This is a genomic window from Mastigocoleus sp. MO_188.B34, assembly GCF_030065675.1.
Classification (GTDB): Bacteria; Cyanobacteriota; Cyanobacteriia; order Cyanobacteriales; family Nostocaceae; genus Mastigocoleus.
Map to the genome: position 1 here is coordinate 36,354 of NZ_JASJDK010000022.1, position 15,299 is coordinate 51,652.

The window sequence follows — 15,299 nt, forward strand, 5'->3', positions numbered from 1 at the left end:
TCTCCCAATCCGTACTAACAGAATTTAAAATAAATTAGAAAATGAATCAGAAAATTAAGAAAACAAGAAGAAGTGGAATTGTATTTAATTCGTCATGGAATAGCGGAAGAAAGACGACCAGAAATTACCGATGAAAAACGGACACTAACTAAAGAAGGAAGACAAAAAACCGCAAAAATTGCTCTACGTTTAAAAAAACTAAATTTAAATTTTGATTTAATTCTTACGAGTCCTTTAGTGAGGGCATATCAAACAGCAGAAATACTTGTGGAAAATGGAGTCGGGTCCCGCCTCGAAGAATCCCAATATCTTTCACCTGAAGGTAATTTATTTGATTGGGTGACCCAATGGTTGATGGGAAAAGATCGTGCTGTTATGGGTCAACTTGCACTGGTAGGACACGAACCTTGCTTGGGGGAATGGGCTGAAATTCTTCTGTGGGGTGAAAGCAAAGCAAGTTTAATAGTTAAAAAAGCGGGTATCATTGGAATAAAGATACCAGATCTAGGTTCTCCCATCGGTCGTTCCCAAATGTTTTGGCTAACTCCTCCCAAGTATTTGCTTTAATAGCTTTTCCAAGATTTTTATACAATCTTGGCAATCAGTGACAATTAAACGCTAAAAGCATATCGGAAATGCAATCGTAGCGACTAATGGCGAATATTTGTCTGGTAATTTAATCTTTTTCAAATTTTTCACAAAGTGAATGGTATTGCCATGATGGTGTGCGAATACAGGCCTGGATTGGAAGGCATCCCCGCCGCCCAATCCGCAATCAGTAACGTTGATGGGCAAAAGGGAATATTAGAGTATCGTGGCATCCCCATTGAGGAACTTGCCTCAAAAAGTACGTTTCTAGAAACAGCATATCTTCTCATTTGGGGTAAACTTCCAACTTCGGAAGAACTAATAGTATTTGAGCATGAGGTTCGTCAAAACCGACCAATCAAGTACCGGATTCGGGATATGATGAAATGTTTTCCCGAAAGTGGTCACCCAATGGATGCTCTCCAAGCTTCAGCTGCAGCATTGGGTCTATTTTATTCACGACGCGACTTAGATAACCCAGCATACATCAGAGATGCAGTTGTTCGGCTCCTAGCGACTATTCCAACAATGGTGGCAACATTTCAGTTGATGCGGTGTGGGGATGATGCAGTACGTCCCCACAATGACTTGGATTATGCTGCTAATTTCTTGTACATGCTCAACGAAGAAATTCCGGATCCTTTAGCCGCGAGAATTTTTGATGTCTGCTTGATACTTCATGCAGAACATACAATGAATGCTTCGACTTTCAGTGCAAGGGTAACGGCTTCGACCCTAACAGACCCCTATGCTGTTGTAGCTAGTGCTGTAGGAACTTTAGGTGGTCCTTTACATGGGGGAGCCAACGAAGAAGTAATCCAAATGCTAGAAGACATTGGTTCGGTAGAAAATGTCCGTCCCTACATTGAGGACCGTTTACAACGTAAAGCTAAAATAATGGGTTTTGGACATCGCGTTTACAAAGTTAAAGACCCGCGTGCCACAATTTTGCAAAAGTTGGCAGAACAACTATTTGCTAAATTTGGACATGATAAGTATTACGATATTGCCCAAGAGATAGAAGCTTTTGTTGGCGAGAAACTCGGTCACAAAGGAGTTTATCCTAATGTTGACTTTTACTCGGGGCTAGTGTATAGAAAGTTGGGAATTCCCACAGATTTCTTTACGCCAATATTTGCGATCGCCAGAGTCGCCGGATGGCTAGCACATTGGAAAGAACAACTAGCAGAAAACCGGATTTTTCGTCCGACTCAAGTTTATAACGGCAAGCAAAATGTACCATATATACCAATAGAGCAGCGTCGAACTGCTTTAGATTGTTAAAGATTGGTATTGGCCATAGGTCTTAGGGCATAGGGTATGGGGTAGTTTTTGGGGTCCTATCTGTTTGGAATGGAGGACACTGGTAATTCAAGGGTTAGAGTTAGGAAGTGGCAATAATGCCATAAGCTTAGTTATCTAGCTCGAGAAAATCTAGCTCACTTGAGTTTAGCCATAGTTCAAACCACAAAATTCTCAAACCATAAAATTCTCCAACCACAAAATTCTCCATTACCCCATGCCCATTACCCTATGCCTATCAACCATTGCTATTATCCAAGAGCATAGTTAGCTTATGGTAATTCATACTATAAGCAAAAATGCTTCTGTTTATATGAGTTGGAAAAAGATCCAAGTATATACTAAGCATGGGAGGCGGGTACAAATTCAGATATTTAGTAAAATATCATCTTGGCAACAAGATATTTGCTGGGGCGTTTACAGGTATTAATACAACTAGTAGTTGTAAATGACTGCGATCGGATGAAATAAATAAAGGAAACATGAATCCAGGAATCGATCTCCAAGGAACTTTTATAGAATCCCTCAAGGATTTAGGACTACCCGCAGGAACAGCCAAAGCAGTTTGGATGCCACTGCCAATGATATTAATGATTATTGGGGCAACAGTGGGAGTACTAACCTGTGTTTGGTTGGAGCGGAAAATTTCTGCTGCCGCCCAGCAAAGAATTGGTCCGGAATACATTGGTCCATTAGGCTTACTTGCTCCTGTAGCCGATGGCTTAAAGCTTGTTTTCAAAGAAGATATAGTGCCGGCGAAGTCTGACCCATTATTATTTACACTGGGTCCGATTATCGTTGTGCTACCTGTATTTCTGTCATATTTAATCGTGCCGTTTGGACAAAATCTGGTAATTACAGATATAGGCACTGGAGTATTTTTGTGGATTGCATTATCAAGCATTCAGCCAATTGGCCTGTTAATGGCTGGCTACGCTTCAAACAATAAATACTCTTTGTTGGGAGGATTGCGAGCTGCTGCGCAGTCCATTAGCTACGAAATTCCCTTAGCATTAGCGGTGCTTGCGGTTGTGATGATGTCCAATAGCTTGAGCACCATTGATATCGTCAATCAACAATCAGGTTACGGTATATTAGGTTGGAATGTATGGCGACAACCAGTAGGTTTTATTATCTTTTGGATTGCCGCTCTTGCTGAATGTGAGCGGATGCCTTTTGACTTACCGGAAGCAGAGGAAGAAATCGTTGCAGGTTATCAAACCGAGTATTCAGGGATGAAATTTGCCCTGTTTTACTTGAGTTCCTATGTCAACCTCGTACTTTCTGCGTTATTAGTATCAATTTTATTCTTGGGTGGTTGGGATTTCCCAGTTCCTATTAATCTTGTAGCTGGCTGGTTAGGTGTCAGCGAAACAAATCCTCTTCTGCAGGTGATTACCGCTTCATTGGGTATCACCATGACAGTACTCAAAGCTTATTTTCTAGTATTTATAGCAATTTTATTGCGGTGGACAGTACCCCGCGTTCGGATCGATCAATTGCTAGATTTAGGATGGAAGTTTTTGCTACCAATTGGTTTGGTTAATTTGCTCATCACAGCAGCTCTAAAATTAGCCTTTCCTGTAGCTTTTGGCGGTTAAAGGGAAAGTTAAAGAGAGAGACACTATGCTGAAGTTCCTCAAACAAGTAGTTGATTACGGTAAAGAAGCGGTACAAGCCGGACGTTATATTGGTGAGGGTTTATCTGTAACCTTCGACCATATGAGTCGTCGTCCTGTAACCGTTCAGTATCCTTACGAGAAACTGATTCCCAGCGAACGGTTTCGGGGTAGAATTCACTTTGAATTTGACAAGTGTATTGCGTGCGAAGTCTGCGTCCGCGTTTGTCCAATTAACCTACCGGTAGTAGATTGGAAATTTGACAAAGCAAGTAAAAAGAAAGAACTAAAACACTACAGTATTGATTTTGGTGTTTGTATTTTCTGTGGTAATTGCGTGGAATACTGTCCGACTAATTGTTTGTCGATGACAGAAGAATATGAAATGGCGACCTACGATCGTCACGAATTAAATTACGACAACGTAGCGCTTGGTCGTTTACCCTATAAAGTCACTGATGACCCAATGGTCACACCATTACGCCAATTAGCTTACTTACCTAAGGGTGTGATGGATCCACATGACCTTCCTGCTGATGTACAACGTGCTGGTGATCGCCCAGAAGACCTTGTAGAACAGGAAAAATAAACTAGTTAGTGGTCAGTCTTAGTCGGAGCGATCTGTTAGATAATTAGATAGCGTTTTCAGATCCTATGAACTGACCATTAACTATAAATCAAAAGCCAAGTAAATCAAAAGCAAAGCAAATCAAAAAAAGTTGTGCATACCAATGTTCGCAAATAGCGGTTGCGTACCGTATGTATTACATATTCGCAGGACATATTTTTAGTTATGTCCTACGGACACGCAATACCTAGAGCCTGCGGCGACGGCGTTCACCGTAAGGTGCGTCTTTGCCTCTAGCTATAGCTGCGCTACCTACGGAACTGCTACCTTGCGGATCCGGTACGCTAGAGCCTGCGGCGTCGGCAAAGCCTCTGACTAACGTCACGCAGGGCGCGCTTACACGAGCTGCTAACCGCTAGGCGCTAATGACTTATGTCCTATGGACACGCTTGCGCTAATGATTTCCGCGTAGCGGTAGTTTGATAACTAACAAATAAGTAAAGGACCTAAAAAGTGAACCTCGCCCAAGGAGTACAACTTGTTTCATTTGGCATTTTGGCTGCAATGATGATTGGTGCAGCACTCGGTGTAGTGTTGTTTGAAAATATTGTTTATTCAGCCTTTATGCTTGGAGGTGTTTTTATTAGCATTGCAGGAATGTACCTGTTGCTAAATGCCGATTTCGTTGCTGCAGCTCAGCTACTAATTTATGTTGGTGCTGTTAATGTCCTGATTTTATTTGCCATCATGTTGGTGAACAAACGGGAAGATTTTGCACCCCTTCCTAATGCTTGGGTACGCAAAGTACTAACTGCAATCGTCAGCCTGGGATTATTTGCTTTGTTAGGTGTGATGATTTTAGCTACACCTTGGGTCTCATCATCATCTGTGACTTCCGTAGGTAGTACTGCAATTTTAATTGGCGAACATTTCTTCAGCGATTATTTATTACCTTTTGAACTCGCTTCTGTATTACTTTTGATTGCCATGGTAGGTGCAATTATCTTGGCACGTCGTGAGTACTTGCCAGAACAATTACCTTCTGACACTCAACAGACAGTTTTAACTTTACCAGAACGCTCTAGAGAATTATTCTCTGCTAGTAGCGAAAATGAGTAATATTTAGTTAAAAATTGTTAGCCTGATTGTTAGCATTGACTGTTAGCATTATTTCGAGTTAGCAATTGCTGGACAGATAACCAATAAAGAAACTGACAGAGAAATCACAACAACATCAAAATTCATGCAACTTGAGTATTTCTTATTACTTGCAGCAGCGTTATTTTGCATCGGAATTTACGGTTTAATTACAAGCCGTAATGCCGTACGAGTCCTGATGTCTATCGAACTGCTGTTAAATGCGGTCAATCTCAACTTAATGGCATTTTCCAATTTCATGGATTCTGATGCAATTAAGGGTCAGGTATTTACAGTATTTGTGATTACCGTAGCTGCTGCAGAAGCAGCGGTTGGTTTGGCGATTGTACTTGCAATTTATCGCAACCGCGATACTGTTGATATGGAGCAGTTTAATCTCCTTAAGTGGTAATTTTAGGTGGACCTAAAGCAGGTAATTATTGCCTACAAGGCACGGGATTCCCAAGCTAAACGCTGGGCAGAAAAGTGTGCCTCCCAATTGGAAGAACGCCACTGTCAAGTCATGATTGGACCGAGTGGACCAAAGGATAATCCCTATCCGGTATTTTTGGCATCAGCAACCCAATCAATAGACTTGGCAGTTGTGCTTGGCGGTGATGGTACGGTTTTAACTGGAGCCAGACATTTAGCCCCGGCTGGCATTCCTATTTTGGCCGTAAATGTGGGAGGTCATTTGGGATTTTTAACAGAATCCGTTGAAGAATTTCAGAACACAGAAGAAGTTTGGGATAGATTATCGGATGACCGCTATGCCATACAACGGCGAATGATGTTGTATTCTGCGGTCTATGAAGGACAAGGTAATCATTTAGAACCAGTAACAGAGCGTTATTTGGCTTTAAATGAAATTTGTATTAAACCTGCATCTGCCGACCGAATGATTACATCGGTTTTGGAAATGGAAATCGATGGGGAAATAGTTGACCAGTATCAAGGAGATGGGCTGATAATTTCTACTCCTACTGGTTCAACTGGTTATACGGTTTCTGCTAATGGTCCAATTATGCATGATGGTATGGAAGCGCTCACTATCACGCCTATTTGTCCCATGAGTCTTTCCAGTCGCCCAATTGTATTACCTCCTGGCTCTGTTGTTAGTATTTGGCCATTAGGTGATTACGATTTGAGTACTAAGTTGTGGACGGATAGCATACTGGCGACTTCGATTTGGCCGGGACATCGGGTAGATGTACGTATGGCAGATTGTCGGGCTAAGTTTATTATTTTACGTGAAAACTATTCCTATTATCAGACGTTACGTGAGAAACTGCTTTGGGCAGGTACAAGAGTGCGCTACAACAGCAGGAATCATGTGAATTAGGGGTTGGGGATTGGGGATTAGGTATTAGCGTTAGCGCCTAGCGGCTAGCGGAAGCGTACTGTAAGTATTGCGTAACGGATCCGTAGGTAGCGCAGCTATAGTTATTGCGTGGCGTCAGCCATATAGGTATTAGCGATTGGGAAGAAAGAAATTACCAATTACCAATTACCAATTACCAATTACCAATTACCCATTACCCAATCGCCAGTCGCTAATCCCCAATCCCTCTACGAAACCGGAAACTGACCGGGTATAACGTTAATATTCAAGTTGCGACCGTTGCGGTTCACTTCTAAATCGACATTACCGCCAACGGAAGTTTTTTCTACCTGCTGTTGTAGCTGATCTGCGGTTGTAACTCTTCTACCATCAATTTGCTGAATTACATCGCCTGTTCTCAAACCAGCTCTTGCTGCGGGAGAGTTACTGGCGACATCTAAAATTAAAACCCCTTCATTAGCTGTGACCCGCAGGTTTACCTCTTGGGTCAAATCTTCTACAACGCCCGGTGTCAGTGTAGCCATACTAATTCCTAGGTAGGGATGTTGAACCTGTTCGCCAGCAATTAACTGATTGGCGATGGTACGGGCTCTGTTGATGGGAATTGCAAATCCTAATCCCTGGGCGCGTCCAATAATTGCTGTATTAATACCTATTACTTCGCCTCTTTGATTTAACAGTGGTCCACCAGAATTTCCTGGATTGATTGCAGCATCGGTTTGAATGAAGCGGAGACGTTTATCTGGAGTACCAACTAAGCCACTAGAACGTCCTGTTCCACTTATGATACCTGCAGTTACGGAATTGTCTAAACCAAGGGGATTACCAATTGCGATCGCCCATTCCCCTGGTTTCAAGGTGTCAGAATTTCCTAACTGTACACTTGGTAGATTATTGGCAGAAATTTTGACTACAGCCAAATCTGTTAGTTTGTCTCTACCTAAAACTCGTCCGTTAAAACTGCGACCATCACTTAGAGTTACTCTAACTCTACTAGTGCCATCAACAACATGGGCATTGGTTAGTAATGTACCGTTTGAATCAATGATAAAACCTGAACCAACACCACGCTGACCTCTACGACCGCTTCGTCTTCCAAGCCTTGTTCCACCAGAATCAATTCTTACAACTGCTGGACCAGTTTTCTCTACTGCTGTTGCAATAAAGTTAGAAGGTACTCCCTGTGTTGTATTTAACTGAGCAACGGACTGTTGTGGTTGGGCAATTGTAGGTAAAAGTTGAGTTACTGGTAAACTAAAAGCTGCTCCAGTAACAAATACGGATGCAAGAGTGAGTGTTTGTGGTAAGGAGAATTTGGGAGCCATGGGTTTTTATTTCAGTTATCAGTTAACAGTTAGCAGTTAACAGTTAGCAGTTAACAGTTATCAGTTGAGAGTTGACTATTCTTGTTTATTCACTGTTAGTTGCGATATATCAAGATTTTTTATGTTACTTTGGATGACTAAGTGCAAATTAAAATACTTTGATTTGTGGATGTTTGGTGTGTAGTTTTTTGATGTGTGAATTATTTTTTAATGTGTGAATTATTTACAAAAATGACATAATTTGAAAAAAAATTAGCAGAATTCAATATTGTGCTTAAATTCAGGAGTTTGCATTTAAAATTGTTTAAGACTTATTACTTTTAGTTTTACAAGCAAATATGACACAAAAGTGTCAGCGCAACGGTACTAGTGTCTTAAAATTATTACGTTATAGTATATTTTGTAACTTTAATAAATGTTTTTGACATAAATTACTCTTCAAATAACTGCTGCCTATGATGTGATTATAGGTATTCAAGCTTAGCAGTATATGAGAATCGACTGAGTTTTCTATAAACTTTTTCTTCAATAGTGAAGGTTAGCCGGGGATGGCGATTATAGGTGGATCTGTGTCCCAAAAATAATAATATGATTTTCCAGATATCCTCTAAAAAGATTTTGGGTTATGTATAGTTAATTTTTGGGGGTGTAATCTTTGGATATTTTGATTAACGGTTACAGTGTTTAAGCTTTGAGACCAATTGCCAAAATAGCTCAATATAATTCCAAATAAAATAATCGTACCGCCAATTAATTGAGCGGGAGTAGGTATTTCTCGCAAAATAACATAAGCTGCAAAAATTGCTGCAATTGGGTTAAATGCTCCGGCGATCGCAATCATGGAACTACTAAATTTCTTTAAGCCTTTAAACCAAAATGTTTGACCAAATCCAACAATTATTGCTCCATAAATTAACATCCATTGCCATCAAAAAGGCGAAAAGATTGATTCGCTAAAATGATTTGTGCTGCGAATAGATAAAACGGCAAATAAAAAAATTAGAGTTGATAGTGTGGTACGGCACCCTACAATCTACATTTTTATTGAAATTGATTTTTTACTTGCTCGAAGGGTAAATACAAAGTTGACTCAATTTCTTCTCTGACGGCACGGGTGACATAGCCATTATCTAAGCAATCTAATAGTAGATTATTGGCATTAAGGTACTTTTCAAGATTTTTCTTTTCTTCTTCATTGAACTCCCATTTATGTGCAATATCACGATGCTTAATCATTACATTTCTCAATTGATTTGACCAAGATTGACCGTGCTCAAGCCACCAATACATAATTGTTTCCGTATCGTTGTCTTCCTGTGGTAATTGCTTTTTCAAATCTTGTAATGCTTCACTCAATCCTTTAGTAATCTCAAGCTCAATATATCTGTTGAGATCTTGACTCAGGTCTCGATTTAGGTAGATGCTTAGGTCTCGTCTGAGTTCTGGGCTAAGATCTTGACTCAGGTCTGGACTAAGATATCGACTGAGGTCCTTCTTGAGGTTTTGACTGAGATTAAGCCTGAAATCTTGGCTAAAGTCTCGAATAAGGTCTCGATTGAGGTAGCAACTAAGATCTCGAGTGAGGTTGAATCTGGGATATTGATTGAGATTGAGGTTCAGGTTAAGGCTTAGGTTAAGATAACAAGCTCTAACTACAGCTGGTTTGTGGCTTGTTTTCACAGAACTAGCTTTTCTACTAACCCAAGCAAGAAATTCCTGCACCTTTTCGTCTATTACTAATATTCTATCTACTTGCTGTTTAATTAACTTTAACAGTTCATTTGTATTGGATAGCATCCCTGATGTCAGCACAAAAACTTCTCGCCAACGTTTTTCTGTAATATGCTTGACCAAATCTGATAGTGTTTGCTGACTAACAATTTTTCTTGCCGTAAAGTATTCTTGAAACGTCAAATGAGAAAATGAATATATACCTATTGCGCGTTCTACAAGTAATCCATGTTGAGCTTCGATAGATTTCAAGACTGCTTCACTATCAAGATGCAACTTTTCAGTTTCAGTTGGTGCGTCTGGTAAATTACTGATGTAATCAGCAATGTAATTTTCTACAATTCTTTGCTTGAAAAAATATTTTTTCTCACTAAAGGTGTTAAAAGCAACCTGACTGAGCAAATCTTCCTTTCGTTTTACAAAAAGTTGCTTGTAGACCTGTTGTCGGTAAATTTGGCGTTTATCATCCCATTTTCGAAGTAGAGTTTCAGTTGCTCGTTTGTACAACTCAGCACGGTCCTTAGGAAAATTTCTAGAGTCTTCAAATTCTAGACAAAGAAGAGTTAACAATAAAGGACTGGTTGCTAATTCTTTGATCTGCGGATCCTCTTCCAGTTGTTGGATAAAATCATTGGCATAATCCAATCTTTTTATTTCAAACCAGCAGTTAGCAAATTTCTGAATTTGCTCATCTTCAAAATCAGCGACTTCTACCTCAGTAAATTGAGTAAACGTATACTCTCTAGCTGCAATACGACAGGTTATAACAAATTGAGACGAGTTAAATTGCTGGGAAAACTCTTGAATTTGCGTAATGATGCGAACGCTATCTTCTTCTCGAACTTCATCTAAACCATCCAGCAACACCAATGCTCGACCTGCTTTCAATATTTGCTGTACTTTGGTTGGAGCTTCTGTCACCCCACATTTATCTAACCACTTAGAAATATAATCCAGCAAACCAGGTTCGTCTTGTGTTTCCGCGAATTGCTTGAGGGGAATAAATATAGGGACGTAATTTTTCAGTAAACCTCCTGTGCTGCACTGCATTGATAAGTATTTAAGGAAGGTAGTTTTTCCTGCTCCCGGCTTACCCAATACCATCAACTTTTTGTAATCTTGTACCGCTTTCAATCCTTCTAGTCGCTCCTCTTTCACTTTATTCAAGCAAAAGCGGTCAAAATTTTCCAAGTTTAAGTCTTCTGAAAGCTTCTTTAATTCAAGTCGCCTACGCCCTGTAATTTTCTCCAGAATGTTGACTTGAGTATAAATACTACCTAAATCAATTGGCTGGGTCATGTCCAAAACCCTTATGGTACCGCAAGATTGTTCAATATCAGCCTTTATCTTTTGTCTTATATCCTGCACTAAAGTATCGATGTCGGGGAAATTATTTTGAGGTTCACATATTTCATTCCACTTCAGATTAAGTTTGTCGCAAATTTCTTCAAAAATGTAGCGATCTACAGTTTTACGGTTAAAAAATTTGTTGATCGTTGAGCGATGTTTTTCCAAAGATTCTGCTAAAGCTGTTTGAGTTAGTTCATTACGGCGTAAAGCCTTATTTGCTTTTTCAATCCCTTCTGGTGATGCTTTGAAACCTCTAGCCATGAACTAATCTATCCATTAACTAAATGAATTTGATGAAAATATTTGAATGACTCTACTTAGATATTTTATTAATAAAGATTTTATTAAGAAAGTGTTTAAATAACTCAGTATGAAGACTTAAATCCTTAATTTATGTCTTTTACAGTATTTTATGAATGCATTTTTTATACTTTTACCCAAATTAATTAGTTTTTTATACTTAAATTTTTAATATCTAACTCTCATTTAGAGTAAGACACAACTAATACAAAATCATAAGTTACAGCGACATTCAACGACACCTAACGACACCTCTAACGACACCTCTAACGACACCTCTAATGCATATTGATAAGTAAGAGTTACCAAGACATTAATGAGCAATAAGAACAAAGTAAAAATTAACAGAGTATTCCAGCTAGTTTTTTCTGCAACACTGGCAATTACCCTACTTTCCGGTGTAACTTCTATATTGTTAGCATCACAGCAAGAATTAACAGAACCACAACAACGCATACTAGAAAATTGCATTGCAACTTGGCAAACTGGTTGTGGTGCGATATTTGGGTTGCTGGGTAGTAAAGGAACGGATCTACTGGAGTCAAATAAAAATGAACGAAATTAAAGTTGGTAGTTGCACTCAAGTGCTAAAACGCAATTACCAACAGATTATTTTGCAACTAATCAACCAAACTTGATGTTACTTGCGATCTATTCTACTTAATGGGGTACTCATCTTCCCATCGGCATTACCTTTATGATTTGCAATAACTAACTCAAAACTTTCTTCATTCTTACTTGCTTGGGGCGGCTTGCCATCAGAAAAATCACGTAGTAAACCCATTAATGCAGGTACAACAGTTGGGGTCAAAATTGTAGAAAATGCTAAACCACCAGTAAGCACAATTCCCAATCCTTGATAGAGTTCTGCACCTTTCCCAGGAATTACAGCCAAAGGTAACATTCCTAACACACTAGTCCCAGCAGACATAAAGATGGGACGCAGACGGTCTTTTACTGACAAATAAAGGGAAGTATCATAATCTTTGCCTTCTTTTTGTAGGTGCAAAGCATGGTCAACTAACAGAATTGCGTTGTTAACAACAATCCCGGTAAGAATCACAAATCCTAAACCGGTAATCATGTCTAGGGGAACCACTACCCCAGGAATGGAGTTAGCAATTACCAAACTTAAAAGTGCGCCGGTAATACCCATGGGGACTGTCGCCATAATTAATACTGGATAGGTAAAGGAACGATATAAGGCGACTAGTAATAAATAGGTAATTACTAAAGATAAAACAAAAGTTGAGCCTAATTGAAACAAGGTTTCCGATAACACATCTGCAGAACCAGCCAGTTCGAGGCGAAAACCTGCTGGTAAAGTTTGGCGCAGGGGGTCGAGAATTTGCTCTTCGGTTTGTTCGATTAACTGACCCAGAGGTGCTTCTCGGGCTAAACGCACGGTGAGAGTTAGCGATCGCTCTAAATCCACATGGTTAATTGCATCTGGTCCCGTAGCTTCGACGACATCGGCGACGTCTGCAAGTTGCACTTGGCGACCATTACCAATATTTAAAGGTAATTGACGCAGTTGTTCTGGTGTTTCAACGAATGTATCTTGTAACTCAACAGTAACATCTAACTCTCGACGACCGTCGGTAAACTCGGAAGCGCGCAAACCTCCCAATGCAGCTTCGACGATCGCTCCTAAATCTGCTTCCGAAAGTCCCACTTCTGCTAAACGTTCTCGATTGGGAACAACTTGAAGTTCTGGTGCTCCGGTGACAAAGTTAGAACGGACATTTTGCACCCCAGTTAGTCCCCTTAATTGCTGCATTAATTTTTGCTGCAATTGATTTAACTGTTCCAGGTCTTGTCCAATCAGGTTAACTTCAAATTCTTTACCGGGGTCTCGGAAAATTGATACACGTCGAGGAACGAGAAAACGATAACCAGGGAAATTACTACTCGCTGCACGCATGCGATCGACTAATTCGTCGAGTTTTCTCCCCGTTGCTTCCTCGGGTTTAACAAAAGCTGCAATTGCTCTGAGTCCGTTGCGATGGACATATAGCGATCGCATTACTTCTGGTTGTTCGCTAACAAAATCCCTTGCTCCTTGAGAAAGTCTGATAGCTTCGGGAATACTGGTTCCAGGGAATGGTTCAGACAACCACAAAATTAGATTGCGGTTTCCTTCGGGTAGATAATCTGCGGGTGGGAGTAATTGAAAACTAATAAATAACAACGCGATCGGAATTGTTAAAACTACCAAGCGTCTACCTTTGCGTTTTTCACCAATCGACCAACCCACAGTTAAAAGTAAAAACTTCTCTAACTTGCGTTGGAAGAATAGAAACCCGGTTGAGGTTTTAATGACAGCTTTTTCAAGTAAGTTTTTAGTTTTAATTTTAGTTTTAATTTGATTTATATTTACCTTCCCATGTTGATTATTTCCCATTCCCTGAAGGATTCGTTCTGCTTCTGCTGGATTGAGGAATAATCCCGACAACATTGGAACTAGGGTTAATGCAGCAAACAGAGAAAACATCACCGAAGCTGAAAGGGCGATACCAATATCAAAAAATAACTGTCCCGCTTCACCTGTAACTAAGATAATCGGAGCAAATACAGCTACAGTTGTTAAAGTCGAAGCTAACATCGCTCCACCAACTTCTTGAGTTCCTTCGATTGCAGCTTTAACTGGAGATTTACCCCGTTGCATATGGGTAAAGACATTTTCCAATACCACGATCGCATTATCTACAACCATCCCCACAGCAAAAGCTAACCCAGCTAAGCTAATCACATTGAGCGATCGCCCTAATAAGGAAAAGACAATAAAAACTGTGATTAATGTAGTGGGAATGGTAATTGCAATTACTGCAACCGTTCGCAGCGAACCCAAAAATAATACTAATACTAAAGCTGCAAGGACAGCCCCCATCATCAAATTACCTTGGACAAAGGAGATGGATTCATTAATATAGTCATTTTCGTCATAGGGGATATCAAAGGTAATACCTTCTCCCTCACGATCAAATCGAGCTTCTAAATCCTTGAGAGCTTGACGAATCCCTTTAGAGATTTCTGGTACATTTGCATTAGGTTGACGAATAATTCCTGTAGCTACCGCAGGTTCATTATTACGAATTAAGGCGCGGTCTTGAATACCCCGACCGATCCGAGCTTGAGCAACATCTCGAAGATAAACCGTTCCCGACTCATCCCGTCTTAAAATAAAATCTTCTAATTGTTTAACATCTGTCGAACGGCTAACTGTACGAACTCGATATTCCCTTCGTCCCAACACTAAGGGACCACCCCGAATATCTCTGTTATTACTACGCAGCGCATTGACTACATCACCAATTCTCAAATTGCGATCCGCTAAAGCTTTGGGGTCAACAATCACTTCAACTTCTCTTTCCCTTCCCCCAGAAATCAGAAACTGACCGACCCCTTGAACCTGTCGAAACCTAGGAATAACCACATCATCAACTAGGTCGCGGTAATGGTTGTCATCAGGAGTAAAACCTTCCTTGGGAGTCAGAATTACCCACATCATGGGGCTACTGCTACCACTAACAATCTCTACATCAGATTCACCAGCTTCTTCGGGGAGTTGTTCTACCTGTTGGAGTTTATTCAAAACATCCACCAAGCGCTGATTGATATCAATATCCCAGTTAAATTCTAAGTTGATAGTGCTAATACCAGAAGAACTACTACTAGTAACTTCTTGTATTCCCTGAACCTCTTGTAATCTTTCTTCAATGGGACGAGTAATTAATTCTTCAACTTCAGTGGGACTTGCACCAGAATAAGGAGTAGTAATAGTAATTTCCGGACGTTCTCCACCCGGTCGTAACTCTAGGGGTAGGTTTAATAAAGATAGAGTTCCGAATAAAGCCAAAATACAGAATAGAACAAAAGTTCCATGTCGCCAACGGACAGCAGTTTTGATGAAGTTCATCGGTTTGGAGTAATGAGTAATGAGTAATGAGTAATGAGTGAGGAGTAATGAGTAATGAGTAAGGAGTAAGGAGTAAGGAGTAAGGAGTAAGGAGTAATGAGTAAGGAGTAATGAGTAA

13 protein-coding genes are annotated in these 15,299 nt (G+C 40.1%); 8 read left to right on the forward strand and 5 right to left on the reverse strand.

Translation table 11 applies throughout. The features are described 5' to 3' along the window. Positions 1 to 72: 72 nt before the first annotated feature. The 4 genes from sixA (at position 73) to ndhI (ending at position 4,098) form a co-directional block, all read left to right on the forward strand. Positions 73 to 567: a phosphohistidine phosphatase SixA gene (gene sixA / locus QNJ50_RS08245; protein ID WP_300633945.1), complete on the forward strand. Its 495-nt coding sequence runs from the start codon at positions 73 to 75 to the stop codon at positions 565 to 567. Between the two features lie 150 nt (positions 568 to 717). After that, positions 718 to 1,872 (forward strand): citrate synthase, encoded by a 1,155-nt coding sequence (locus QNJ50_RS08250; RefSeq protein WP_300634027.1) that lies wholly within the window; start codon positions 718 to 720, stop codon positions 1,870 to 1,872. Between the two features lie 500 nt (positions 1,873 to 2,372). Next, positions 2,373 to 3,491 carry an NADH-quinone oxidoreductase subunit NuoH gene (gene nuoH, locus QNJ50_RS08255; RefSeq protein ID WP_300633947.1) on the forward strand — a complete coding sequence of 373 codons (1,119 nt, stop codon included), beginning with the start codon at positions 2,373 to 2,375 and terminating at the stop codon, positions 3,489 to 3,491. 25 nt (positions 3,492 to 3,516) lie between these two features. Further along, positions 3,517 to 4,098, forward strand: coding sequence for an NAD(P)H-quinone oxidoreductase subunit I (gene ndhI, locus QNJ50_RS08260; protein WP_300633949.1), 582 nt, complete (start codon positions 3,517 to 3,519; stop codon positions 4,096 to 4,098). Positions 4,099 to 4,324: 226 nt separating this feature from the next. Here ndhI and QNJ50_RS08265 read toward each other — a convergent pair whose 3' ends face one another. Further along, positions 4,325 to 4,462 (reverse strand): hypothetical protein, encoded by a 138-nt coding sequence (locus QNJ50_RS08265; protein ID WP_300633951.1) that lies wholly within the window; start codon positions 4,460 to 4,462, stop codon positions 4,325 to 4,327. Positions 4,463 to 4,590: 128 nt separating this feature from the next. On the opposite strand from QNJ50_RS08265, the gene QNJ50_RS08270 reads away from it, so the two are divergent. The 3 genes from QNJ50_RS08270 to QNJ50_RS08280 all read left to right on the forward strand — a co-directional run bounded on the left by QNJ50_RS08270 (position 4,591) and on the right by QNJ50_RS08280 (position 6,556). Beyond that, positions 4,591 to 5,196: an NADH-quinone oxidoreductase subunit J gene (locus QNJ50_RS08270; protein WP_300633953.1), complete on the forward strand. Its 606-nt coding sequence runs from the start codon at positions 4,591 to 4,593 to the stop codon at positions 5,194 to 5,196. Positions 5,197 to 5,320: 124 nt separating this feature from the next. Beyond that, on the forward strand, positions 5,321 to 5,626 hold the full coding sequence (gene nuoK, locus QNJ50_RS08275) for an NADH-quinone oxidoreductase subunit NuoK (protein ID WP_027841525.1): 306 nt from the start codon (positions 5,321 to 5,323) through the stop codon (positions 5,624 to 5,626). A gap of 6 nt (positions 5,627 to 5,632) precedes the next feature. Then, on the forward strand, positions 5,633 to 6,556 hold the full coding sequence (locus QNJ50_RS08280; RefSeq protein ID WP_300633958.1) for an NAD(+) kinase: 924 nt from the start codon (positions 5,633 to 5,635) through the stop codon (positions 6,554 to 6,556). A 227-nt stretch (positions 6,557 to 6,783) separates the two neighbouring features. Here the strand turns inward: QNJ50_RS08280 and QNJ50_RS08285 are convergent, their stop codons facing one another. The 3 genes from QNJ50_RS08285 to QNJ50_RS08295 form a co-directional block, all read right to left on the reverse strand. Further along, positions 6,784 to 7,881 (reverse strand): trypsin-like peptidase domain-containing protein, encoded by a 1,098-nt coding sequence (locus tag QNJ50_RS08285; RefSeq protein ID WP_300633960.1) that lies wholly within the window; start codon positions 7,879 to 7,881, stop codon positions 6,784 to 6,786. A 607-nt stretch (positions 7,882 to 8,488) separates the two neighbouring features. Next, complete coding sequence (locus QNJ50_RS08290) at positions 8,489 to 8,800, reverse strand: DMT family transporter (RefSeq protein WP_300633962.1); 312 nt, start codon at positions 8,798 to 8,800, stop codon at positions 8,489 to 8,491. Between the two features lie 122 nt (positions 8,801 to 8,922). Continuing rightward, positions 8,923 to 11,223: an NACHT domain-containing NTPase gene (locus tag QNJ50_RS08295; protein ID WP_300633966.1), complete on the reverse strand. Its 2,301-nt coding sequence runs from the start codon at positions 11,221 to 11,223 to the stop codon at positions 8,923 to 8,925. A 355-nt stretch (positions 11,224 to 11,578) separates the two neighbouring features. On the opposite strand from QNJ50_RS08295, the gene QNJ50_RS08300 reads away from it, so the two are divergent. Further along, complete coding sequence (locus tag QNJ50_RS08300; protein ID WP_300633968.1) at positions 11,579 to 11,827, forward strand: hypothetical protein; 249 nt, start codon at positions 11,579 to 11,581, stop codon at positions 11,825 to 11,827. A gap of 75 nt (positions 11,828 to 11,902) precedes the next feature. Here QNJ50_RS08300 and QNJ50_RS08305 read toward each other — a convergent pair whose 3' ends face one another. Further along, positions 11,903 to 15,181 (reverse strand): efflux RND transporter permease subunit, encoded by a 3,279-nt coding sequence (locus tag QNJ50_RS08305; RefSeq protein ID WP_300633970.1) that lies wholly within the window; start codon positions 15,179 to 15,181, stop codon positions 11,903 to 11,905. Between the last annotated feature and the right edge of the window lie 118 nt (positions 15,182 to 15,299).